The sequence below is a fragment of the Pseudonocardia kunmingensis genome, assembly GCF_006716445.1.
GTDB lineage: Bacteria > Actinomycetota > Actinomycetes > Mycobacteriales > Pseudonocardiaceae > Pseudonocardia > Pseudonocardia kunmingensis.
The window spans coordinates 1,359,854-1,382,318 of the sequence record NZ_VFPA01000002.1 but is presented as its reverse complement, the minus strand read 5'-3'; the positions used below and the strand labels follow the sequence as shown (position 1 = coordinate 1,382,318).

The 22,465-nt window shown below is 74.0% G+C and carries 21 protein-coding genes; 10 read left to right on the top strand and 11 right to left on the bottom strand.

Features of this window, described 5'->3' with window-relative positions; translation table 11 throughout:
* Positions 1-12 precede the first annotated feature (12 nt).
* The 5 genes from FB558_RS22250 to FB558_RS22230 form a co-directional block, all read right to left on the bottom strand.
* On the bottom strand, positions 13-1,173 hold the full coding sequence (locus tag FB558_RS22250; RefSeq protein WP_142056347.1) for an amidohydrolase family protein: 1,161 nt from the start codon (positions 1,171-1,173) through the stop codon (positions 13-15).
* A complete protein-coding gene (locus FB558_RS22245; protein ID WP_142056346.1) occupies positions 1,170-2,333 on the bottom strand; it encodes an alpha-hydroxy acid oxidase in 1,164 nt (387 codons plus the stop codon). The genes FB558_RS22250 and FB558_RS22245 overlap by 4 nt, the downstream gene beginning before the upstream one ends.
* Before the next feature lie 136 nt (positions 2,334-2,469).
* A complete protein-coding gene (locus tag FB558_RS22240) occupies positions 2,470-3,699 on the bottom strand; it encodes a PucR family transcriptional regulator (RefSeq protein ID WP_142056345.1) in 1,230 nt (409 codons plus the stop codon).
* Positions 3,700-3,819: 120 nt separating this feature from the next.
* Positions 3,820-4,911, bottom strand: coding sequence for an amidohydrolase family protein (locus tag FB558_RS22235; RefSeq protein WP_170231462.1), 1,092 nt, complete (start codon positions 4,909-4,911; stop codon positions 3,820-3,822).
* On the bottom strand, positions 4,911-5,375 hold the full coding sequence (locus FB558_RS22230) for a Rieske (2Fe-2S) protein (RefSeq protein ID WP_142056343.1): 465 nt from the start codon (positions 5,373-5,375) through the stop codon (positions 4,911-4,913). The genes FB558_RS22235 and FB558_RS22230 overlap by 1 nt, the downstream gene beginning before the upstream one ends.
* Before the next feature lie 290 nt (positions 5,376-5,665).
* On the opposite strand from FB558_RS22230, the gene FB558_RS22225 reads away from it, so the two are divergent.
* Together FB558_RS22225 and FB558_RS22220 are read left to right on the top strand one after the other, a co-directional pair.
* Complete coding sequence (locus FB558_RS22225) at positions 5,666-7,051, top strand: MFS transporter (protein WP_170231461.1); 1,386 nt, start codon at positions 5,666-5,668, stop codon at positions 7,049-7,051.
* Between the two features lie 71 nt (positions 7,052-7,122).
* Positions 7,123-7,707 (top strand): TetR/AcrR family transcriptional regulator, encoded by a 585-nt coding sequence (locus FB558_RS22220; RefSeq protein ID WP_142056341.1) that lies wholly within the window; start codon positions 7,123-7,125, stop codon positions 7,705-7,707.
* A gap of 7 nt (positions 7,708-7,714) precedes the next feature.
* Here FB558_RS22220 and FB558_RS22215 read toward each other — a convergent pair whose 3' ends face one another.
* From FB558_RS22215 to FB558_RS22190, 6 genes are all read right to left on the bottom strand, one after another.
* Positions 7,715-9,280 (bottom strand): acyl--CoA ligase family protein, encoded by a 1,566-nt coding sequence (locus tag FB558_RS22215; RefSeq protein ID WP_211366730.1) that lies wholly within the window; start codon positions 9,278-9,280, stop codon positions 7,715-7,717.
* Positions 9,277-9,948: a nitroreductase family protein gene (locus FB558_RS22210; RefSeq protein WP_211366729.1), complete on the bottom strand. Its 672-nt coding sequence runs from the start codon at positions 9,946-9,948 to the stop codon at positions 9,277-9,279. Before FB558_RS22210 ends, FB558_RS22215 begins: the two co-directional genes overlap by 4 nt.
* Before the next feature lie 81 nt (positions 9,949-10,029).
* Positions 10,030-11,124 carry a 3,4-dihydroxy-2-butanone-4-phosphate synthase gene (locus FB558_RS22205; protein WP_142056340.1) on the bottom strand — a complete coding sequence of 365 codons (1,095 nt, stop codon included), beginning with the start codon at positions 11,122-11,124 and terminating at the stop codon, positions 10,030-10,032.
* Entirely contained in the window at positions 11,124-11,732 is a 609-nt protein-coding gene (locus tag FB558_RS22200; protein WP_142056339.1) for an NADPH-dependent FMN reductase, read from the bottom strand. The genes FB558_RS22205 and FB558_RS22200 overlap by 1 nt, the downstream gene beginning before the upstream one ends.
* A complete protein-coding gene (locus tag FB558_RS22195; RefSeq protein WP_142056338.1) occupies positions 11,729-12,535 on the bottom strand; it encodes an alpha/beta fold hydrolase in 807 nt (268 codons plus the stop codon). Before FB558_RS22195 ends, FB558_RS22200 begins: the two co-directional genes overlap by 4 nt.
* Positions 12,536-12,537: 2 nt before the next feature.
* A complete protein-coding gene (locus FB558_RS22190; protein WP_142056337.1) occupies positions 12,538-13,791 on the bottom strand; it encodes an LLM class flavin-dependent oxidoreductase in 1,254 nt (417 codons plus the stop codon).
* A 332-nt stretch (positions 13,792-14,123) separates the two neighbouring features.
* On the opposite strand from FB558_RS22190, the gene FB558_RS22185 reads away from it, so the two are divergent.
* The 8 genes from FB558_RS22185 to FB558_RS22150 are packed head-to-tail and all read left to right on the top strand — an operon-like array spanning position 14,124 to position 22,386.
* On the top strand, positions 14,124-15,068 hold the full coding sequence (locus FB558_RS22185) for an ABC transporter permease (RefSeq protein WP_142056336.1): 945 nt from the start codon (positions 14,124-14,126) through the stop codon (positions 15,066-15,068).
* A complete protein-coding gene (locus FB558_RS22180) occupies positions 15,065-15,961 on the top strand; it encodes an ABC transporter permease (RefSeq protein ID WP_142056335.1) in 897 nt (298 codons plus the stop codon). The genes FB558_RS22185 and FB558_RS22180 overlap by 4 nt, the downstream gene beginning before the upstream one ends.
* The gene (locus FB558_RS22175; protein ID WP_142056334.1) at positions 15,958-16,965 is read left to right on the top strand and encodes an ABC transporter ATP-binding protein; all 1,008 of its coding nucleotides are present in this window, start codon (positions 15,958-15,960) and stop codon (positions 16,963-16,965) included. Before FB558_RS22180 ends, FB558_RS22175 begins: the two co-directional genes overlap by 4 nt.
* Complete coding sequence (locus FB558_RS22170) at positions 16,962-18,005, top strand: ABC transporter ATP-binding protein (protein ID WP_142056333.1); 1,044 nt, start codon at positions 16,962-16,964, stop codon at positions 18,003-18,005. Before FB558_RS22175 ends, FB558_RS22170 begins: the two co-directional genes overlap by 4 nt.
* A complete protein-coding gene (locus FB558_RS22165) occupies positions 18,002-19,039 on the top strand; it encodes a zinc-dependent alcohol dehydrogenase (RefSeq protein WP_142056332.1) in 1,038 nt (345 codons plus the stop codon). Before FB558_RS22170 ends, FB558_RS22165 begins: the two co-directional genes overlap by 4 nt.
* The gene (locus FB558_RS22160; RefSeq protein ID WP_142056331.1) at positions 19,036-19,989 is read left to right on the top strand and encodes a zinc-binding dehydrogenase; all 954 of its coding nucleotides are present in this window, start codon (positions 19,036-19,038) and stop codon (positions 19,987-19,989) included. The genes FB558_RS22165 and FB558_RS22160 overlap by 4 nt, the downstream gene beginning before the upstream one ends.
* Positions 19,990-20,016: 27 nt before the next feature.
* Complete coding sequence (locus FB558_RS22155; RefSeq protein ID WP_142056330.1) at positions 20,017-20,811, top strand: SDR family NAD(P)-dependent oxidoreductase; 795 nt, start codon at positions 20,017-20,019, stop codon at positions 20,809-20,811.
* A gap of 15 nt (positions 20,812-20,826) precedes the next feature.
* Positions 20,827-22,386, top strand: coding sequence for an ABC transporter substrate-binding protein (locus tag FB558_RS22150; RefSeq protein WP_142056329.1), 1,560 nt, complete (start codon positions 20,827-20,829; stop codon positions 22,384-22,386).
* Positions 22,387-22,465: the final 79 nt, after the last annotated feature.

Here is a 22,465-nt window from a genome sequence, read left to right as displayed (position 1 = left end):
AGGTTTCGTTAGCTAGCGCACCACCTGGCCGGTGCCGGGACGCAGTGGGAGCCCGTAGAGGGCGCTGGCGTTGCCGCCCAGGATCCGGCCGAACCGCTCGGTGTCGCGGCGCACCGACAGCGGGAAGGAGTCCGGCTCGTCGAAGTCCCAGTGCGGGTAGTCGGAGGAGAACATCAGCTTGTCGGCCATGCCCGAGGACTCGAACAGGCCCAGCACGTCGTCGAACCAGCGCGGGTTCTCCGGCTCCTCCATCGGCTGCGTCGTGAACCACAGGTGGTCGCGGACGTACTCCGACGGGCGCCGCTGCAGGTCCACCTCCCGCGCCATGACCCGGTGGGCGTGGTCCATCCGCCACGCCAGCGGGACCGCCCAGGACCAGCCGAGCTCGACCATCACCACCTTCAGCCCCGGGAACCGGTCGAAGGTGCCCTCGAACACCAGGCTCGCGACCACCGGGAAGTTCAGCGCCGCGAAGTCGCAGTGCTCCTCGAAGTAGTAGTTCGCCGGTCCGGACGGCGTGATCCGCCGCCCGGACAGCACGTGGAAGCCGATCGGCAGCCCGTAGTGCTCGCAGGCCTCGAGCACCGGCCGGTACTTGCGGTGCCCGATGCCCCGCTCGTTGTCCGGCGCCATCGCCACCTGCACCCAGCGGTCGCCGTGCGGGCCCTCCTTGCGCCGCACGATCTCCTGCACGGCGAGGTCGGGCACCTCGTAGGGCAGGTTGATGGCCCCGTACCAGCGGGGGTCGTCGGCGAACCACACCTCCTCCCGGTAGGTGTTCAGCGCGGTGCAGAAGGCGGCGCAGAACTCCGCGGGCACCCGCAGCCCGCCGCTGAACGGGAAGCCGCCGATGTCGTTGAGCACCGCGGCGCTCATGTCGTAGGCGTCGAGCAGCTGGGCGCGCGCGAACGCCGGATCGATGCCGGGCGGCCCGCCGTCGGGCGGCACGGCGTCCCAGCGGCTGGCGAACTCGCGGTGCCGGGGCCGGTCCCCGCCGGGGGCGCCGACACGCAGCCCGGTGTGCGCCAGGTACTCCTGCCAGCGGCGCGGCAGGTGTCGCACGACGCCGGGGATGGCCGGGTTCATCGACGGGTGGACGTCCGCGTCGATGATCCCCAACGTGGTCGGGATCGCGGCGGGGGCGGTCGCGGGCAGGGTCGCGTCGACGGTCATGTCGCTCCTCCTCGGGCGTCGGCGAGCAGCTGGGGCGCGCCGATCAGGGACCGGTCGATCTCCTTCACCGACCTGGCTCCCACCAGCGACATCGCGCGGATGATCTCGTTGTGCAGCAGTTCGAGCGTGCGGTCGACGCCGGGCTCGCCGCCGGCCGCCAGGCCGAACATGTACGGGCGCCCCACGAGCACGGCCTTGGCGCCGAGGGCCAGCGCCCGCACGACGTCGGTGCCGCGGCGGACCCCGCCGTCGAGCAGGACCTCGGCCCGCCCGGCCGCTGCCTCCACGACCTCGGGCAGCGCGTCGACCGTGGCCGGGACGCCGTCGAGGTTGCGGCCGCCGTGGTTGGACACGACGATCCCGTCGACGCCCAGCTCGACCATCTCCGCGACCTCCTCGCCGCGGAGCACGCCCTTGAGCACCAGCGGGCCCGGCCACCGGTCGCGCAGCCAGCGGATCTCCTCCGCCGTCACCGACTGGATGTGCATGATCGCGTCGGTGAAGTTGCGGTACGCCCGGCGCGCGGCGAACAGGTCCGGGCCGGCACCGCCGGTGCCGAACAGGAAGTCCCGCGACCACAGCGGGTGCGCGAGCCCGGCGAGCGCGAGCCGCGGCGACGGGGTCACCGGGAGCGTGACGCCGTTGCGCAGGTCCTTCTCGCGGTACGGCTTGATCGCGGTGTCGATCGTGACGCACAGCGTGCGGTAGCCGGCGGCCTCGACGCGGTCGAGCAGCTCGGCGTTCGCGGCGCGGTCCGGTTTCAGGTAGAGCTGGTACCACAGCGGGCCGGTCGCCGACCGGATCACGACCTCGGGCCGCTCCCCCGCCCCGCCGGGCACCACGTACACCGTGCCGGCCCGGCCGGCCGCCCTGGCCACGCCCGCCTCCGCGTCGCTGTGGCACATCCGCGCGAAGCTGCAGGGCGCCAGCAGCAACGGCATCGACACCTCGTCGCCCAGGACGGTCGTGGTGGTGTCCACGTGCCTGACGTCGACGAGGGCGCGCGGGCGCAGCGGGATCCGCGCGAACGACTCCCGGTTCCAGCGCAGCGTCTGCTCGTCGCCGGCACCCCCGTCGACGACGTCGAACACCGCCTTCGGCATCCGCCTGCGCGCGGCGCGGCGCAGGTCCTCCACGCTGTGAGCCCTGGTCAACCTCATCGACGGCGGTCCCCCTCTCGCGGCGGGCGACGGTGCCCACCCCGACGACGGTGCCGCGCGCGGCCCACGCCGACAACGGCGGTGCTGCCGAACTGCGCCCACCCACCGTTGTGGGATCCCACGAAGCCGGGCGGGGTCAGCCCGCCGCGTCGCGGTACGCGCCGGGCTCGCCCGCTCCTTCGCCCGCCCGGCGCAACCGGTCCCAGGCCAGCGCCCACCACACCTGCACGAGCGCGTCGTTGTCCCGCAGCGAGCACCCCGTGATCGACTCGAACCGGGACAGCCGGTACCGGACCGTGTTGGTGTGCAGGAACAGCTGCTGGCGGGTGACCTCCAACCGGTTGCCGCTGCGCAGGTAGCACTCGACCGTCTCGAGGATCGCCGCCCCGGACGCGCCCAGCCCGTCGAACGGCGCGACGAACCGCGCGTGCATCAGCTCACCGAGGTCGTGATCGGCCATGACCGCCGGGTGCAGCCCCAGGTCGGCCAGGCCGACGACCTCCCGGCGCCCCATCGCCTGCGCGGTCTCCAGCGCCCTCGTGGCCAGCCGGAACACCGCGGGCAGCTCGTGCAGCGGGACCGGCGGTGACACCCCGACCGCCGTCGGCGGCGGCTCGGGCGGCAGCACCGCGACGAACCCGCAGAGGTCGCCGTCGACCAGCGCCATCATGCCGTTGCGGCGTTCGCCGGTGCCCGCCACCCGCAGGTAGCGCTCCATGACCCGCACCGCGTCCGTCCCGGGGGCAGGGCGGGCGCGGAAGGCGCGGTAGTGCCGGTCCCGGTCCACCCCGTACGCCTCGGCCCCGGCCCCGATCTCGGAGGCGGCGATGGAACCGGAGATGATCCGCCGCACGAACCCGTCCTGGTGCTCCTGGGCACGGCGCTGGATCTCGAGCTCGGCCTCGCGGTGTCCCGCCGCCAGCGCCACCATGCTCCACGCCGACCACGCCTGCTTGGTGCTGAACAGCTCCAGCAACAGGCTGTCGCGGTACGGGGACGGCGGGGCGTGCTCGCGCACCAGGTCCACGAAGATCTTCTGGTGCTGCATCGAGGTCTGCAGCATCTCCGCGACGCCGACACCCTGCCGGGCCCGGTCCTCCCCGACCCTCCGCAGCGGGGTGTCGTCGTCCTCCGGGCCGGGCGACCGCCGCGCCCGGACCCCCGCGACCGACACCGACATGTTGCGCCGCCAGCTCTCCAGCAGCACGTCGTGGTCGACGTGCCGGTACGAGGTGTGCGTGAACACCCGTGCGAGCATCCGCTCCGCCATCGGGCCGTGCCCGTCGAGCAGGCCGACCTGCTGCAACCGGTCCATCAGGGCGTCCCAGGCCTCGTCCCGCGTCACGCCGCCACGCCGCCGGCCCACGGACGCACCTCCTCGTGCCTCACCGGGTGCACCGCCGCGATGACGGCCCCGGTCCGATGATGCGGCCCGCCGGTCGGCCCGTCGACCTCCGTTCGGGGCGACGGGCGCGGGCCGGCACCACTAGAGCCGGTACCAGTCCCGCGCGGTCTCGGCCATGATCCGCGGCCGCATGGACGGTGGCGCCGCGGCGAGGAGGTCGGTGATGTCGTCGTCGTAGCCGTGCGGGTAGTCGGTGGCGAACATGAGCACGTCCTCCGAGCCCAACCACTCCAGCACGGTCGCGGCCTGCTCCCGGGTGCCGAGGTCGGCGGGCGCGACGGAGAAGCGCATGTGCTCCCGGATGATCTCCAGCGGCCTGCGGTCGAGCCACGGCACCTCGCGGCGCAGGCCCTTCCACTCCTTGTCCATCCGCCAGCCCCACACCGGCAGCCAGGCGAACCCGCCCTCGAGCACCGAGACCCGCAGCCGCGGGCAGGCCTGGAACACCCCCTCCGAGACCAGGCTGGTGACCTGCGCCGTGAAGGACTGCCACTCGGCGGCGTACTCCTCGACGTAGGAGGAGGAGTAGCCGGTGGACGAGGGGGCGTCGGTGGAGGTGCCGCCGAAGTGCAGCCCGGCCACGAGCCCGTGCTCGGCCATCGCGTCGAACACCGGGTGGAACTGCCGCTGACCCCACAGCGCCGCGTGCCGGACGGGCAGCAGGACCTGCACGAACCCGGGGTGGTCCCCGACGCGGTGGATCTCCTCGATCATCGCGGCCGGATCGCGCGCGGGGATCACGACGGAGCCGGCCAGCCGGGGGTCCCGGTCCAGCCACTCGGCGACCAGCCAGTCGTTGACGGCGCGGGCGAGCGCGGCGGCCCAGTCGGGGTGGCGCAGCGAGTCCACGGCGTAGTAGCAGGTCAGGATCGCCCGCTCGACGCGCCACGGGTCGAGCACGTGCTGCTGCAACAGGCCGAGCTCGGAGGCGGGCGGGCGGTCGGCGGGGCGCCACTCGGGGCGGCAGGAGCGGTCGGAGCCCGGCGGGTAGGCGAGGGCGACCCCGCCGACCGGGCCGTGCCACCCGCGCTCGGTGCACCAGGCGATCCAGTGCGGGGACATGTACGGGAACAGGGCCTCGAGCGACGGGACGTTCGCGTGCACGTCGCAGTCGATGACCGCACCCGGCCAGACCTCGTCGCGGGTGACGTCCTCCAGCAGGGCCGTCGTCATCACCGGGCCTCCTTCCGCGCCGAGCGCCGCAGGTCGACCACGACGTACTCGTCCTCCACCCCGACCTCCACGGTCTCGGCGGTGTAGGGCCCGGGCACCCGGCCCGCCACGGGCACGCCGCCGACCTCGTCACGGCCGGCCACCTCGACGTCGTAGGTGCGCAGCCGGGTGCGCGGGTCGACGTACGACCGCCCGGTGCGGACGTCGAACTCCCAGCCGTGCCACGGGCACACCAGCAGCGCGGTCGACTCGTCGTACTCGAACTCGCCCGGCCGCGCGGAGCTCAGCCCGGCGACGACCGTGCCCTTGCACATCTCCGCCCCCTTGTGCGGGCAGCGGTTGATGAGCCCGTAGAAGGAGCCGCCGATGTTGAACACGCCGACCTGCCGCCCGCCCACCTCGACGAGCACCCGCCCCCCGTCGGGGATGTCGGCCGCCCGGGCGACGACGTAGCGTCCGGTCACGTCTGCACCAGCGGGCCGGCGACGTCGCCCGGCGTGGCCCGTCCCGCCGCCCACCGGTCCCGGATCGCGTTGTTCGGCATGCCACGCCCCTTCCGGACCCCTCGCCGTCGAGAGTCCTTCCTGAACGTTCGCTCAGTGCGAACGGCCACCGCATCGGCAGAACCTCCACAGTCGGCCCGGCCATGCTTGGCGGTTCCGACAGCGACAGCGCGAGACGGCCCGTCCTAGCTTCGGGAACCACTCGTGTCCCAGGTCGCACGACGGAGTGTGATCGATCCCGAGGAGATGCCGTGACCGTCGAAGAACCGATCGCCGTCGCCGGGCGCGGCGAGCCGTCCCGTCCGCCCGGGCCGCTGGAGGCGCGGCACGCGCGGTCACGGGCCTTCCAGAACGTCCGGGACGGCGACGCGTCCGAGCGGCTGACGTCCACGCACTGGCACATCGCCGCCGCGCTCGGCCTCGGCTGGATGCTCGACGGGATCGTCATCGCCCTCTATGCGCTGATCGTCCCCTACCTGCTCGCGGACTTCGGGATCAGCCTCAACCTGCTCACGCTCGCGGTGACGATCACCGGCGTGCTCGCCGCGTTCGCGGCCTACTTCTGGCCGTGGCTCGCCGACCGCATCGGCCGCCGCACCGGGTTCATCGTCAACGTCGGGCTGACGTGCGGGTTCCTCGTGATGATCGTGGTGTCGAGCAACTGGCTGTTCTTCATCGTCTTCTACACGCTCATGCGGATGACGATCGCAGGCGAGTGGGCGATCGGCTCGCTGCTGACGGTCGAGACCTGGCCCGCGAAGCACCGCGCCAAGGTGCTCAGCGCGGCCCGGTCGCTCTACGGCTACGGCGTCGTGATCGCGGGCCTGGCGGGCACCTACATCGTCGCACCGCACGGGTGGCGGTGGGCGTTCCTCGTGCCCGCGGTGATCGGCCTGCTCGCGGTCTACGTGCGGTTCCTGTGCCCGGAGTCCCCGGCGTGGGTGCGCAACCGGGACGCGATCGCCGCGCGCACCGAGGACGCGCCGCCGGAGCAGCGGACGACCTGGGCGGAGCGGGCGCGGAGGGCCGCGGTGGGGCAGCTGTTCGAGCCCGGCCAGCGCAAGCGGACCCACGTGGCGCTGTTCGTGGCCGCCACCGCGACGATGTCCTGGTACACCCTCGGCTACTGGGCGCCGTTCTACCTGCAGGAGAGCCACGGCTGGTCCACCGCCGAGTACAGCAGCTGGTACATCTGGTGGGGCGTGGCCGGCGCGTTCGGCTACTACCTCATGGGCTGGATCGCCGACCGCTGGAGCCGGTTCCGCGCGATGCTCACCGGAAACCTGATCTTCATCGTCACGCTGGTGCCCTGGGCGCTGGCCACCGAGACCTGGCAGCTGTGGGTGTTCGGGCTGGCGTCCAACTTCGGCCTGATCGGCGTATGGGGCACGGTGCTCACCTACACCGCCGAGCTGTACCCGACGCGCATGCGCGGGGTGGGTATGGGGCTGACCTGGATGGTCGCGGGGTTCCTCGGCGTGCTGGTGCCCTACGGCGCCCTGTGGATCCGCAATGCGACGGGGTCGTTCACGGCCGCGTTCATGCTCATCCCGCTGCTGCTGGTGGTGCAGCTGATCGGGCTGTTGATCGCGCGGATGGACTTCGCGGGCAAGCAGCTCGACTCGATCGCCACCTGAGCCCACCCCCTCCTCTCGCTAATCGGCGTTAGCCGGGCCGGATATGCTCGGCCGCGCCGAGAGGGGAACCGATGACCACCGCGACCACGGCCCGTACGGCCGAGATCCGCGCCGCCGCGCTGGAGCTGTTCACCCGGCTCGGCTACGAGGCCACCACGATGGCCGACATCGGGGCGGCGGTGGGCGTCCGCGGCCCGAGCCTCTACAAGCACGTGGCGTCCAAGCAGGACCTGCTCGTGCAGATCATGACCGGCACGATGGACGCGCTGCTCGACGCCCACCGCGCGGCCGTCGCCACCACTTCCGACCCGGTGGAACGGCTGCGCCGGGCCGTCGACGCCCACGTGCGCTACCACGCCCGGCACCGGATGGAGGCCTTCGTCGGCACGCGGGAGATCCGCAGCCTCGTCGAGCCGCACCGGACGGCCGTGCTCGCCCGCCGCGCCGACTACGAGGCGGGCTTCCGCTCGCTGATCACCGACGGCGTCGACGCGGGGCGGTTCACCGTGGCCTCCCCGCGGCTGGCCTCCTACGCGATCCTCGACCTCGGCATGGGCGTGGCGGTGTGGTTCCGCGAGGACGGCGAGCACAGCGAGAACGCGGTGGCCTGGCAGTACACGGAGTTCGCGCTGCGGCTGCTCGGCGCCGCGACCTGAGGCCCCGCTACTGGATCCGCCGCTCCATCCCGGCCCAGGCCTTCTCCCGCAGCAGGTACTTCTGGATCTTGCCGGTGGAGGTCTTGGGCAGCTCCCCGAACTCGACGTGCTTGGGAGCCTTGAAGCGGGCGAGCCTGCCCTGCACGTGCGCGACGATCTCCTCAGGGGTGGCGGTGGCCCCCTCCTTCAGCGTCACGTAGGCCGCGGGCACCTCACCCCACCGCTCGTCGGGCACGGCGATCACCGCAGCCTCCAGCACCGCCGGATGCTCCATGATCGCCTGCTCGACCTCGACGGAGGCGATGTTCTCGCCACCCGAGATGATCACGTCCTTGCTGCGGTCGCGCAGCTCCACGTACCCGTCCGCGTGCACGACGCCCAGGTCGCCGGTGCGGAACCAGCCGTCGGGGGCGGCGGCGCTCGTCGCGTCCGGGTCCTTGAAGTAGCCGAGCATCACGTTGTTGCCGCGCAGCGCGATCTGCCCGATCGTCGCGCCGTCCGCAGGCACGTCGGTGCCGTCGTCGCCGATCACCCGCGCGGTGCACGCGATCATGTTGCCGACGCCCTGGCGGGCCTTGAGCCGGGCCTGCGCCTCGCCGTCGAGGTCGTTCCACTCCGGGCGCCAGTCGCAGATCATCGCCGGCCCGAACGTCTCGGTGAGGCCGTAGAGGTGCGTGACGTCGAAGCCCAGCTCGCCCATCCGGCGCAGGATCGCCGGGGACGGCGGGGCGCCCCCGGTGGCGACGCGGACCGTGCGCTCCAGCGGGGCCGCCTCGGCGGCGTAGGCGAGCATCGACAGCACCGTCGGCGCGCCCTCCAGGTGCGTGACGCCCTCGGCGCGCAGCAGCCGCCACACCTGCGCCGGGTCGACCTTCGGCAGGCAGACGTGCGTGGCCGCGGCCGCGGTGACCGCCCACGGGAAGCACCAGCCGTTGCAGTGGAACATCGGCAGCGTCCACAGGTGCACCGCCGAGGGCGACAGCCCGGTGTGGCCCACCATCGCCAGCGCCTGCAGGTAGGCACCGCGGTGGTGGTACATCACGCCCTTGGGGCGGCCGGTGGTGCCGGACGTGTAGTTGATCGACAGCAGCGCCCGCTCGTCGGTCGGTCTGATCGCCCTCGGTTGCGCGGCGGCCAGCAGCTGCTCGTACTCCTCCCCCGCCCGGATCCGCCGCGGTGGGTCCGCCAGCCCGGCCACCGCGGCGTCCACCAGCTCGTCGAAGACGGGGTCGTGCACCAGCACGGCGGCCTCGGAGTGCTCCAGGATGTAGGCCACCTCGGCCGCGGACAGCCGGGTGTTCACCGCGACCAGCGGCACACCCGCCCACGGCACCCCGAAGTTCGCCTCCAGCAGCACGTGCGTGTTCGGCGCGAGCACCGCCACCGGCCGCCCGCCGGCGAGCGGCACCAGCGCCCCGGCCAGCCGGCGGCACCGGCCGTGCAGCTGGGCGTAGGTGAAGCGCAGCTCCCCGTCGACGACGGCCGTGCGGTCGCCGTGCGCCGCGGCCGCCCGGTCCAGGTAGGACACCGGCGTGAGCGGCTCGAACGAGAGCGCGTCCAGATCAACGGTCATCCGGGCCTCCCCGCTGCCGGTGGCGGTGTCCCCCACCGGTTCCAGTGCACGACGTCCTCGACCGGGCGCCGCTTCGGCTGCGCCCACCGGCCCTTCGCCGGGTAGCCCATCGGGATCAGCGCCATCGTCAGCGCGTCGGCGGGCAGGCCGAGCAGCTCCCGCAGCTCGTCCTCGTGCCCGCCGTACAAGGTGGTGAGCGAGGTGCCGATGCCGTAGGCGCGGGCGGCGAGCACGAGCTGCTGCACCGCCCCGTAGATGGAGGACCCGAGGCGCGGGCTCGTGGCGTCGGCGGCGCCACGCAGCACCGGGAACACCCACACCGGCGCCTCCTCCAGGTGGTGGGCGAGGTGCTCGGCGCCGAGGTAGCCGCGCGGGGTGAGCCCCTCGGCGCCGGGCGGTGCCGCGAGGATCTGTGCCCGCCGCGACCCGTAGGCCCGCTCCCAGTTCTCCCGGTACCACCCCGCCACCGGGGCCTTCAGCGCCGGATCGGTGACGACGACCCAGCCCCAGGACTGCATGTTGCCCCCGGACGGGCCGCGGATCGCGGCGTCCAGGACCGCCCGCAGCACGTCGTCGGGGATCGGGTCGGGCGCGAGGTAGCGCCGCGCGGGCGTGGAGTGGAGCGCCTCCAGCACGCCGAGCGGTTCCGGAATGGGCGCCACTGTCACGGATGTCCTCCTTCTCGACCGATCGGGTCGTTCGACGGGGGAAGCCTCGCACCGCCCGGTCGCAGGCGCACCCGCACCGGGTCAGCCCGCGTCGGCGGCAGGCGTCGCGAGCAGCGGCCGGTGCCCGGCGACGGCGATGCCGGACGCGGGCAGCCCCGCCCCGTCGCCGGGGTCCTCGCCCAGCAGCAGCGCGCTGCGGACGCCGAGGTCGCGCAGGACGTGCGCCGCCAGCGCCGCGGTGTCCGCGCCGGGCACCGCGCAGCCGCGCAGCGCGTGCACCGGGCCGACCCCGGGAGCCGCCCGGGTGCGCAGGTACACGAGCACCCCGCGGCCTGCGGCGTCGATCGCGGCGAGCGCCGCGTCCAGCCGCGCCGCGCACGTGCAGCGCAGCGAACCCAGTACGTCACCCGCCACGCACTCGGTGTGCACGTGGACCGGCACGGGGGCCGGCCCGGTGAGGTCCCCGCGCGCCAGGGCGAGGTGCTCGGCGCCGTCGCCGGCGTACCCGAGTGCGCGGAACACGCCGTGCGCGGTCGGCAGGGTCGCGCTCGCCCCGGCCCGCAGCAGGGGCGTGGCGCGCCGGCGGGCCGCCACGACCTGCGACACCCGCACGACGGGCAGCGCGGCCCGCTCGGCGAGCGCGGCCAATGCGGCCGGCCCGGCCACCTCCCCGGCCTCGTCGACGGCCGTGGCGAGCGCGGCGGCAGGAGCGAGCCCCGCCGACGTGCACAGCTCGACGGCGGCCTCGGCCGGGCGGGCCCGCTCCAGGACGCCCCCGCCGCGCGCCCGCAGCGGCAGCACGTGCCCGGGCCGGACCAGGTCGGCGGGCCGGGTGGCCGGGTCGGCCAGCGCGCGGACGGTGAGCGCGCGGTCGCGGGCCGAGATCCCGGTGGTGATCCCGTCCTTCAGGTCGACGGCCACGCCGAACGCCGAGGTCAGAGGCCCGGCGTCGCGGGCGGCCAGCGGCGGGACGCGCAGCGCGTCGAGGCGCTCGCCGGTCATCGCGACGCAGACGATGCCGCTGGACTCCCGCACGAGGAAGGCCATCGCGCGCGCGTCCACCCGCTCGGCCGCCACGAGGAGCACGCCGGTCGGGACGTCGGCGCAGTCGTCGAGCAGCAGCACCGGGCGGCCCGCGACGAGCTCCGCGCCCGCAGTTCCCAGGACGTCGGCCATCACCGCTCCGCGGGCTGGGGGCCGGACAGGACCTGGTGGCGGCGCGCGGCGACGAGGTCGGCGAAGCGCACCACCTCGTCGGCGACGGTGTGCAGCTGCTCGGTGACCCGCACCTCGCTGCAGCACCCGTCGGCGAAGCCGGTCTGCGTCGAGTTCACCGCGGCCCCGTACGGGGTGACCCAGCCGCGCAGCGCGTGCACGATCGCCCGCAGCGCGCTGAGCGTGGTGACCGCGGCCTGCCAGCCGTAGGCGGTGACGATCAGCCCGACGGAGCGGTCGGCGAGGTAGGGCAGGGCGTCGTCGCGCATGTCCTCGGTGTAGTCCAGCGCGTTCTTGACCAGCCCGGAGATCGAGCCGTGGTAGCCGGGCGAGGCGACGATCACCCCGTCGGCGCGGCGCAGGTGCTCGACGAGGTCGCGGGCCACCGGCCCGCCGTCCCCCGCCTCCGGCGCGTACATCGGCAGCCGCGCCAGCTCGGTGCCGGCGAACACGCGCGTGGTGGCGCCCTGTGCCGCGGCGCGGGCCACCGCGATCCGCAGCGCCTGCTCGCTGGAGGAGCCGGTGCGGACGGTGCCGCCGAGGCCGACGACGTGCAGCGGGCGGCTCATGCGGCGGCCCGCCCCGCCAGGAACGCGGTGATCGCCGCGAGCGTGTCGTCCGGGTACTCCACCAGCATCCCGTGGCTGCCGCGCGGCAGCACCTGCAGCGTGGCGTTCGGCAGCAGGTCGGCGATCTCCACCGACTGCGCCACCGGCGTGAGCACGTCCTCGGCGCCGGTGAGCACGAGCGTGGGGGTCTCGGCCTTGGGCAGGTCCGGGCGGGAGTCGTAGACGCGCAGCCCGGCCGCCTGCGCCTCGAACCCGGCGAGCGTCGTCGGGTGCGGGTCCTGGCGGGCGAGCTCGGCCTGGGCGTGCGCGGCCGCGTGGTCGGACAGCAGCCGCGGGGTGAACACCCACGGCATGCCGGTGATCCCGATCGCCACCGGGTCGACGCCCGCGCGGCGCAGCGCGAGGCCCGCGTCCAGCCACGCGTCCTGGACCGGCGTGTAGGACGGGAACGCGTTGAGCAGCACGGCCGCGGACAGCAGGCGGCCGTGCCGGATCAGCATCGACTGCAGCACCGACCCGCCCAGCGACCAGCCGACCGCGGCCACCGGCCCCAGCCCGAGGTGCTCGACGAGCCCGGCGGCGTCGTCGGCGAGGTCGTCGATCGCGTACGGGCCGGGCGGCACGGCGCTGCGGCCGGTGCCGCGGTTGTCGAACGTGATCACGGTGTGCTGCTCGGCCAGGCGCGGGGCCGCGAGCGCCCAGGCCAGCGAGCTGGAGCCGAGCCCGGAGATCAGCAGCAGCGGCGGGCCGTCACCCGTGACGTCGTAGTGGATGTCGATGCCGTTCACGGTGGTGGTGGGCATGCTCAGTTCCCTCCGACGGGTGCGGGGACGCCCGCGCGCGCGGCGATGCGCCGCTGCGAGACGGCGGGGGTCCAGTGGTCGGGCTGGTCGGCCCAGAGGTCGCGCAGCTGCGGGATCACCTTCGTCCCGAACAGGTGGGTGTTCTCGGCGGCGGTCTCCTCGGGCAGGTCGCCCATGTGCAGCGACGCGATCAGCTGCCCGACGCGCAGCTCGGTGGCCAGCTCGCGGATGCGCTGCGCGACCCGGTCCGGCGTGCCGGCGATGATGTAGCCCTTCTCGTCGTACTCCCAGAAGCCCATCTCGCCCCGGGTCGCCCGGCGCTTGTCCTCCAGCGCGGCCGGCGTGTTCACCCGCTGCAGCATCTTCGCGAGCGACTCGGTGGAGGTGTAGCCGGGCGGGGTGGCGTAGCGCATGGCCGGGTCCTTGACCCGCTGGAAGTACTTCACGGCGCGCTCGTACTTGCGCTCGGCCTCGGCGTCGCTGTCGGCGACGCAGACGAGCTGGGTGAACGCCATCCGGTGCGGGTTGAGGTCGCCGTCGTGGGCGGCGACGTAGTCCCAGTAGCCGTCGACCAGCGGTTTGGCCGACCGCAGGCCGGAGAACGACAGGTGCCCGTAGCAGTAGTTCTCCCGCGTCACGAGCTCCCAGGTCTCCACGCTGCCGGACCCGGGCACCCAGATCGCCGGACGCTGCTGGACGGGCCGGGGCCAGACGTTGACGTGGCGCAGCTGCGTGTAGCGCCCGTTGAACGCGAACGGCTCGCGCTCGGCCCACGCCCGCAGCACCAGCTCGCGGGCCTCGTGGAAGCGCTCGCGCAGCTCCACCGGCGGGCGGCCGTAGGCGTACGCGGAGTCCATCGGCGTGCCGAACACGAAGCCGGCGATCACGCGCCCGCCGGACAGGCAGTCCAGGTAGGCGAGCTCCTCGGCCACGCGGGTGGGTGGGTTGTAGAGCGCGAGCGAGTCGCCGATCACGAGGATCGCGGCGTTCTCGGTGGAGCCGGCCACGCTCGCGGCCAGCAGGTTCGGTGACGGCGTCATCGCGAACGGGGTCTGGTGGTGCTCGTTGACCGCGAGCCCGTCGAACCCGTCGCGGTCGGCCTGCTGCATGAGCCGGATGAACATCCGGTAGTCCTCCCCGACCCGCTCGGGGTCGGCGAGGTCGATCGGGCTGTCCACCCAGGCGCCCTGGCCCGGGGCCGGGAAGGCGTCCGGCAGGCCGCTGTGGGTGACCTCCGCGAACCAGTGGAACTTCACCGTTGCACCATCCTCGGGACGAGCCGTCGACGTCGGTCGTCGCCATCGTGAGCGGCGCTCCGGGGCCGGACAATGGAGGACCGCACACTTCCGGCCGGGACGTCCCGGTCAGCTCTCCACAGTTCGCCGAGAACCCGCGGAGATGCCGGACGGTGCATTGCGGAATCTCCGCCCGAACCCTTAACGTCCGTTCAGCCGCAGAGGACGTCCCGCAGGTCACGCGGTACGGCGGCACCTGCCGGATCCCACCATCCCGACTTTCCGGGCGCCGAGCGCCCGGTGCTTCCGCATGCCCGGCCACGAGGGACGACTTCATCGAGGAGGTTGCGCCCGTGCTCAAGTTCTTCGTCCTGCGCGTCCTGTCGACGCTACCGGTGCTCGTGCTCGTGACGTTCGTGGTGTTCGGTCTCGTCCTGCTGATCCCGGGTGATCCCGCCGCCACGATCGCGGGCCCGGACGCCACGGTCGCGGAGGTCGCGGCCGTGCGCGAACGGCTCGGCCTGGACCGGCCGGTGCTGGTCCAGTACTGGGACTGGGTCACCGGGGCGCTCGCGGGCGATCTGGGCACCTCCCTGTACACCAGCCGCCCGGTGGCGACGTCCATCGGCGACGGCCTGCCGGTGACGATCTCGCTCGCCGCGACGGCGCTGCTGATCTCGCTGGTGATCGCGGTGCCGACGGCGATCGTCTCGGCGCTGCGCCGCGGTACGTGGATCGACCGCGTCGCGACCGTCGGTTCCTCGCTGGGCATCGCGCTGCCGTCGTTCTGGCTGGGCCTGGTGTTCGTGCTCGTGTTCAGCCTCGCGCTCGGCTGGCTGCCGGCCACCGGTTACGTCCCGCTCGACGAGGACCCGGCGGCCTGGCTGCGCCACATCCTGCTGCCGGCGCTGACGCTCGGGATCGCCTCGGCCGCCGAGAGCGCGCGGCAGCTGCGGGGGTCGATCATCGGCGTGCTGCAGCAGGACTACGTGCGCACGGCGCGGGCGAAGGGCCTGCGGGAGCGCATGGTGATCGGCAAGCACGTGCTGAAGAACGCGAGCGTCCCGCTGGTCACGGTGCTCGGCCTGCAGATCACCGCGCTGCTCGGCGGCGCCGTGCTCGTCGAGCAGGTGTTCGGCGTGCCGGGCCTCGGGCTGGTCGCCATCGGCGCGGTCACCACCCGCGACATCCCGGTGATCCAGGGCATCGTGCTGGTCGCCGTCGTGGTGGCCATGGTCTGCAACCTCCTCGTCGACCTCACGTACGGCTACCTCAACCCGAAGGTGCGGCCCCGATGACGCGCAGCGAAGCCCCCTCCCCCGCGCCGGCCGCCGCGTACGGCGGCGGTGCCTGGCGCGACTTCCGGCGCCGGGTCGGCCGCAACCGGGCCGCGATGGTGGCGCTCGGCGTCCTGTCCTTCCTCGTGCTGGTCGCGCTGGTCGGGCCGTACGTCACGCCGGCGGACCCGAACGACCAGAACCTGCGCGGGGTGCTGCAGGGCCCGTTCTCGCCCGGCCACCTGCTCGGCACCGACCAGCTCGGCCGCGACATCCTCAGCCGGCTGATCGTCGGCACCCGGGTGTCGCTGTTCGCGATCTGCCTCGCGCTGGTCGTGGCGATGGCGATCGGGGTGCCGCTCGGGTTCCTGTCCGGCTACTCCGGCGGCCGCTTCGACGCCCTCGTCATGCGCCTGAACGACGCGGCGATGAGCTTCCCGCCACTGCTGCTGGCGATCGCGCTGGTCGCGGTGCTCGGCCCGAGCCTGCGCAACGCGATGTTCGCGGTGGGGATCCTCATGGCGCCCCGGTTCCTGCGGCTCGTGCGCGGCGTGGTGCTCGGGCTGCGGGAGGAGACCTTCGTGGAGGCCTCCCGCAGCATCGGCACCCCGACGCGGCTGATCGTCTGGCGGCACATCCTGCCCAACACCCTCTCCCCGCTCACCGTGGCGGTCGCGGTCACCGCGGGCTACGCGATGCTGTCCGAGGCCGGGCTGTCCTTCCTGGGCCTCGGTGTGCAGCCCCCGGACGCCAGCTGGGGCTCGATGATCCGCGAGGGCTTCCTCTACTACGGCCGCTCGCCGTGGCTCGGGATCTTCCCGGGCGTGCTCATCGCCCTCACCGTCTTCACGTTCGTGACGCTCGGCGACGGGCTGCGGGACGCGCTGGGCCGCGAGGAACGGAGCGAGTCGTGAGCGGTACCAGCAGCACGACCGAGCCCACGCTCGAGGTCGCGGGGCTCGAGGTCGAGGTCCTCACCGGCAGCGGCTGGGCCACCGTCGTCGACGGCGTCGGGTTCCGCATCGGCCGCGGCGAGACGCTCGGCCTGGTCGGCGAGTCCGGCTCGGGCAAGAGCGTCACGTGCCTGTCGATCGCCGGGCTGATGCCGCCGAAGCAGTCACGGGTGCGGGCGCAGACGCTGCGGCTGCTCGGGCGCGACCTCAGCGCGCTGACCCCGCGCGAGATGGCCGACGTCCGCGGCCCGCAGATCGGCATGATCTTCCAGGAGCCGATGAGCAGCCTCAACCCGGCGTTCACCGTCGGGGACCAGATCGCCGAGGTGCTGCGCCGGCACGAGCGGATGCCGCGCCGGGCCGCGGCGACGCGGGCGGTGCAGCTGCTCGACCGGGTCGGGGTGCCCAGCCCCGCGCGCCGCGCCCGGCAGTACCCGTTCGAGTTCTCCGGCGGCATGCGGCAGCGGGTCATGATCGCGATCGCGCTGGCGGGCGACCCGGACGTGATCATCGCCGACGAGCCGACGACCGCGCTCGACGTCACCGTGCAGGCGCAGATCCTGGAGCTGCTCCGCGAGCTGCAGCGCGAGCGCGGCATGTCGGTCATCGTGATCACCCACGACCTCGGTGTCGTCGCCGACGTCTGCGACCAGGTCCTCGTCATGTACGCCGGGCAGATCGTGGAGTCCGCGCCGGTGCACGAGCTGTTCCGGACGCCGCGGCACCCCTACATGGAGGGCCTGCTCGCGGCGATGCCGCGGATGGACCGGCCCGCCGCGGCGATGTCGACGATCCGGGGTGCGCCGCCGTCCGTCGGCGCGTTCCCCGCGGGCTGCCGCTTCCACCCCCGCTGCTCCTACGCCGCGGACCCGTGCGGCACCGACCCCGTCCTGCAACCGGTCGCGCCCGGCCGGGCCACCCGGTGCCTCCGGCACCCCGAGCTGACCCTGCGAGGTACGCGATGAGTGCACCGCTGCTCGAGGTCACCGACCTGCGGGTGACCTTCGCCCCGCGCCGGGCACCGTTCCGCCGCGCGGCGGCGCCGCTGCACGCCGTCGACGGGGTGAGCTTCGCGCTGCACGCCGGCGAGACGCTCGGGCTGGTCGGCGAGTCCGGCTGCGGCAAGTCCACCACCGCCCGCGGGGTCCTGCGGCTGGTCGAGCCCAGCGGCGGGTCGGTGCGGCTGGACGGCCGCGAGCTGCTCGGGTTGGCGCCGAAGGAGCTGCGGGCCGCGCGCCGGGACATCCAGATGGTGTTCCAGGACCCGTACTCCTCGCTCGACCCGTCGATGCTCGTGCGGGAGTCGATCGGTGAGCCGATCGACGTGCACCTGCGGCTGCCGCGCGCGGAGCGGACCGAGCGGATCGCGCAGCTGCTGCAGCGGGTGGGGCTGCCGCCGGACGCGATGACCCGCTACCCGCACGAGTTCTCCGGCGGGCAGCGCCAGCGGCTCACGATCGCCCGCGCCATCGCCGCCGACCCGAAGATCCTCGTGCTGGACGAGGCCGTGAGCGCGCTCGACGTGTCCACCCAGAACCAGGTCATCGAGCTGCTCGAGGAGCTGTCCGCGGCGATCGGGCTGACCTACCTGTTCATCGCCCACGACCTGTCGGTGGTGCGCCACATCTCCGACCGGGTGGCGGTGATGTACCTCGGGCAGATCGTCGAGCACGGCGAGACCGCGCGCGTGTTCGACGCCCCGGCCCACCCCTACACCGAGGCGCTGCTGTCGGCGGTGCCGGTGCCCGCGCCGGACGTGCAGCGCAGCCGGGAGCGGATCGTGCTCGCAGGCGATCCCCCGGACCCGGCGCAGGTGCCGCCGGGGTGCCGGTTCCACACCCGCTGCCGCTACGCGATGGACGTCTGCCGCACGGAGGTCCCGCGACTCACCCCCGCGCAGGGGTCCGGCGAGGTCGCCTGCCACCTGCACACCGCGGGCCCGACGCTCGCCGGGATGTCGGTGCGCACCCTCGCCCGCCCGGGCCGGACGCAGGTGCCCGCATGAGGTCGGCGGTGTGGCAGGGCGTCGGCGCGGTCGGGCTCGTCGAGGTGCCGGACCCGGAGCCCGGGCCGCGCGACGTCGTGCTCGACATCGGCGCGTGCGGGATCTGCGGCTCCGATGTGCACGCGTACGCCGAGGGCGCGTGGATCTCCCCGGGCGCGCCGATGGGGCACGAGTTCGCCGGCACGGTCCGGGCGGTCGGCGCCGAGGTGGCGGGGCTCGCGGTCGGTGACCGCGTGGCGGTCAACCCGATGGGCCCCTGCGGCACCTGCCCGCAGTGCGCGGCCGGGCGCACCAACCTGTGCCGCGACATGCGCGGCAGCGCGCGCGGCGGGCTGTCGGACGCCGTGCTCGTGCCGGACGCGGTGGTCGGCGAGCGGCTGTTCCGGATGCCGGAGTCGATGACGTTCGAGGAGGGGGCGTTCCTCGAACCGCTGTCGGTGGCGGTCCGTGCGGTGCGCCACGCCGCCCCCGACCTGAGCGCCCCGCTGGTCGTCGCCGGGCTGGGCACGATCGGGCAGTGCGTGCTGCGGGCGCTGCTCGCGTACGGCGCCACCGACGTGCTCGGCGTCGACGTCTCCCCGGCCCGGCTCGCCGCGGCGGCCGCCACCGGCGCGCCCGTGCTCGACGTGCGCGACGGCGACCTGCGCGACGCACTGCTGGAGCGCTGGGGCACCTCCGTCTCGCCCTACCAGCAGGGCGGCAACGTGGCCGCGTTCTTCGAGTGCTCCGGGGCGCTGCCGGTGCTCGCCACCGCGACCACCGTGACCCGGGCGGGCGGCACGGTCGCGCTGGCCGGGCTGACCAGCAGCACGCCGCCGGTGGACGTCAACACGGTCGTGCAGAAGGAGCTGCGGCTGCTCGGCAGCTTCGCCTACACCGCCACCGATGCCCGCGAGGCGTTCCGGCTGCTCGCCGAGGGCCTGGTCGAAGTGGCCCCGCTGGTGAGCCACCGGGTGCCGCTCGCCCGCGTCGGCGAGGCGTTCGCGACGCAGCACGCCGTCGACGGGTCGGTGAAGGTGGTGGTGCTCCCGTGATCGCCGTCGGCGTCCCGTACCCGGGCGGTCCGGAGGTGCTGCGGCTCGTCGAGCTGCCCACCCCGCAGCCCCGGGCCGGGCAGATCCGGATCCGCACGGCGGCCGCCGCCGTGAACCCGACCGACACGGTCTACCGCCAGCTGGGGCCGCGCCCGGAGGAGGGGCTGGCGCCGCCGTGGATCCCGGGCATGGAGCTGGCCGGGGTGGTCGACGCCGTGGGCCCGGCCGCCGGGGGGATGCCGGAGTGGTCGGCGGGCGACCGGGTGATGGCGATCGTGATGCCGCGCAGGCGGCTCGGGGGCGCCTACGCCGCGCAGGTCGTGGTGCCCGCCGACGCCGCCGCCGCGATCCCGCCCGGCGTCGACGACGCCGCGGCCGCCACCCTGCCGATGAACGGGCTGACCGTGCACTCGGCGCTGCAGCACCTCGCGCTCGCACCCGGCCAGGTCCTCGGCGTCACCGGCGCGGCCGGCGCCGTGGGCGGCTACGCGATCGAGCTCGCGAAGGTCGCCGGGCTGCGGGTGGTGGCCGACGCGAGCGACGCCGACGCCGCGCTCGTGCGCGGGCTGGGCGCCGACGTCGTGGTGCCGCGCTCGAAGGACCCCGCCGCGGAGGTCGCCGCGTTCCGCGCGGCCGTTCCCGGCGGGGTCGACGCGCTGCTCGACGCGGCGGTGCTGGACGCCGCGGCGCTGGGGATCGTGCGCGACGGCGGCGCGCTCGCCACCGTCCGCTTCTGGGCCGGGCCGAGCGAGCGGGGCATCCGGATCCACCCCGTGATGGTCCGCGACCACCTGCACGACGGCGCCGCGCTCGCCCGCCTCGCCGAGCTGGTGGTCGCCGGCCGGCTGACGCTGCGCGTCGCCGCCACCCACCCCGCCGCCGAGGCGGCCACCGCGCACCGGCGGCTGGAGGCGGGCGGCACCCGCGGCCGCCTCGTGCTCACGTTCTGACCCACCCGAAGGACAGGAGGGACACCCATGGGATCGCTGCAGGGCAAGGTCGCCGTGATCACCGGCGGGGCCAGCGGCATCGGCCGCGCCACCGCCGTGCGGTTCGCGCAGGAGGGCGCGGACGTCGTGCTCGGCGATCTCGCCGACGGCACCGAGACGGTCCGGCTGGTCGAGAAGCTGGAGCGGCGGGCGGTGTTCGTCCGCACCGACACCACCAGCGAGGCCGACTGCGACGCGCTGGTCGCCGCCGCGGTGGCCGAGTTCGGCCGGGTGGACGTCGGCGTCGCGTCGGCGGGCATCGCCACCGCGGCCGGGATGAGCAACGTGGAGGCCCGCGCGGCCGGGGGCGACGCCACGCACGTGGTGAACATCGACACCGACGCGTTCCGCAAGGTGCTCGACGTCAACGTGCTCGGCGTGATGATGACCGACCGCGCACTGGCCCGGCAGATGCTGGCCCAGGGCGACGGCGGCGCGATCATCAACATCGCCTCCAGCGCGGCGAAGATCCCCCTCGCCGGCGCGTCGCCCTACTGCGTGTCGAAGGCCGGCGTCTGGATGCTCACCAAGGTGATGGCGCTGGAGCTGGCCACCACGGGGATCCGCGTCAACGCCGTCGGCCCGGGCTACACCGCCACCCCGATGATCGGCGGGATCGAGGACAACGCCGCCGCCTACGGCGCGGCCATGAGCATCACGCCGATGAACCGCCTCGGCACCCCGGAGGAGCAGGCCGCCGCCTGCCTGTTCCTCGCCACCGACGAGTCGTCGTTCATGACCGGGCAGATGCTGCACCCGGCGGGCGGCCAGTTCACCGGCTGATCAAGGAGGTCGGACGTGGGCGTTCCATATTCCCGTCGGGTCGTCGTCCTGCTCGCCGCGCTCGCGCTGCTGCTGGCCGGCTGCGGCGGCCGGGCCACCTCGGGCGCGGGCGGCAGCGGCGTGCTCGACCCGGGCGGCACGTTCCGCTACGTGTTCGTGCAGAACCCGTCGACGTTCGACCCGCACAAGTCGGCGAACCCGTGGGACATGATCTTCTTCCGGCTGGTCTACGACCAGCTGATCATGGAGGACGAGCAGGGCGACCTCGTGCCGCAGCTCGCCACGTCCTGGGAGTTCGTCGACGGCGACACCGCCCTGGTGCTCACGCTGCGCGACGACGTCACGTTCATCGACGGCACGCCGTTCGACGCGGCCGCGGTCAAGGCCAACATCGAGCGGGCGATGACGCTGGAGGGCAGCACCCAGAAGGGGGCGCTGGCCCGGGTGGCGGGCGTCGACGTGGTCGACGCGCACACCGCGCGCATCAACCTCAGCGGGCCGGGCGGGAACCTGCCCGCGCTGCTGAGCGGCACCACCGGGTCCATGATCAGCCCGGCGGCGTTCGACAACCCGGACCTCGACCAGAACCCGGTCGGCTCCGGGATGGCGAGGCTCGCGGAGTACGTCCCGGGGCAGGTCACCCGCTACGACCGCAACCCCGACTACTGGGACCCCGGGGCCGCGAAGGCCGCGCACTACGAGATCTTCGTGCAGACCTCGGCGCCGACGCGGCTCACCATGCTGCAGACCGGGCAGGCCGAGCTGACCTACCTCGACCCGTCGCAGGCCGAGCAGGCCGCCGCGGCCGGGCTGAACACGGCGCCGTCGAAGAGCTTGTCGATCATGTCGCTGTACATGAACACCGGCAAGCCGCCGTTCGACGACATCCGGGTGCGGCAGGCCATGCAGCACGCGGTCGACCGCGGGGCGATCGTCGAGGGCCTGTTCTTCGGCATCGGCGAACCCGTCGCGCAGTACATGCCGCCGGACTACTGGGCCTACAACCCGGACGTCACACCCGACGACCCGGCCCACCGCTACGACCCCGAGCGGGCGCGGCAGCTGCTCGCCGAGGCGGGCCACCCGGGCGGTGTCGACTTCGAGATGCTGGTGCCCAGCCTCGACGACCACCGGGCCGTGGCCGAGGCGCTGGTGCCGATGCTCGCCGAGGCCGGGCTGCGGGCGAGCACCCGCGTGGTCGAGTCGCCGACCACCGGCGTGACCTTCTACGGGCGCGAGGAGGGCAACGCCTTCCCCGGCATGGGGGCCCCGTTCCAGGACCCGACGACCGTCTACCAGGCGAGCCTGCCGGGCCAGTACGCCAACCCGTGGAACACCTCGTCGCCGGAGTTCCAGCAGGCCTGGATGGACGCGCTCGCCGGCTCCAGCCGCGAGTCCCGCCTGGAGGCGATGCACCGGATGGTCGAGGAGGAGAAGAAGATCCTCAAGAGCTTCCCGCTGCACGCGCACGTCCCGCCGAGCGCGTGGACCGACCGCGCGGTGTTCCCCGAGGGCTACCGACCCGCGTACGCGCCGACGTTCCGCGGGGTCGGCGTGACCGGGGACAGCCGGTAGAGCGTTGCCCATCCCGGGCCGGGCAGGGGTGGACAGCGCTCCGTTGTCCGGCCCGCCCCGCTGACCAAGACTCGAGGTG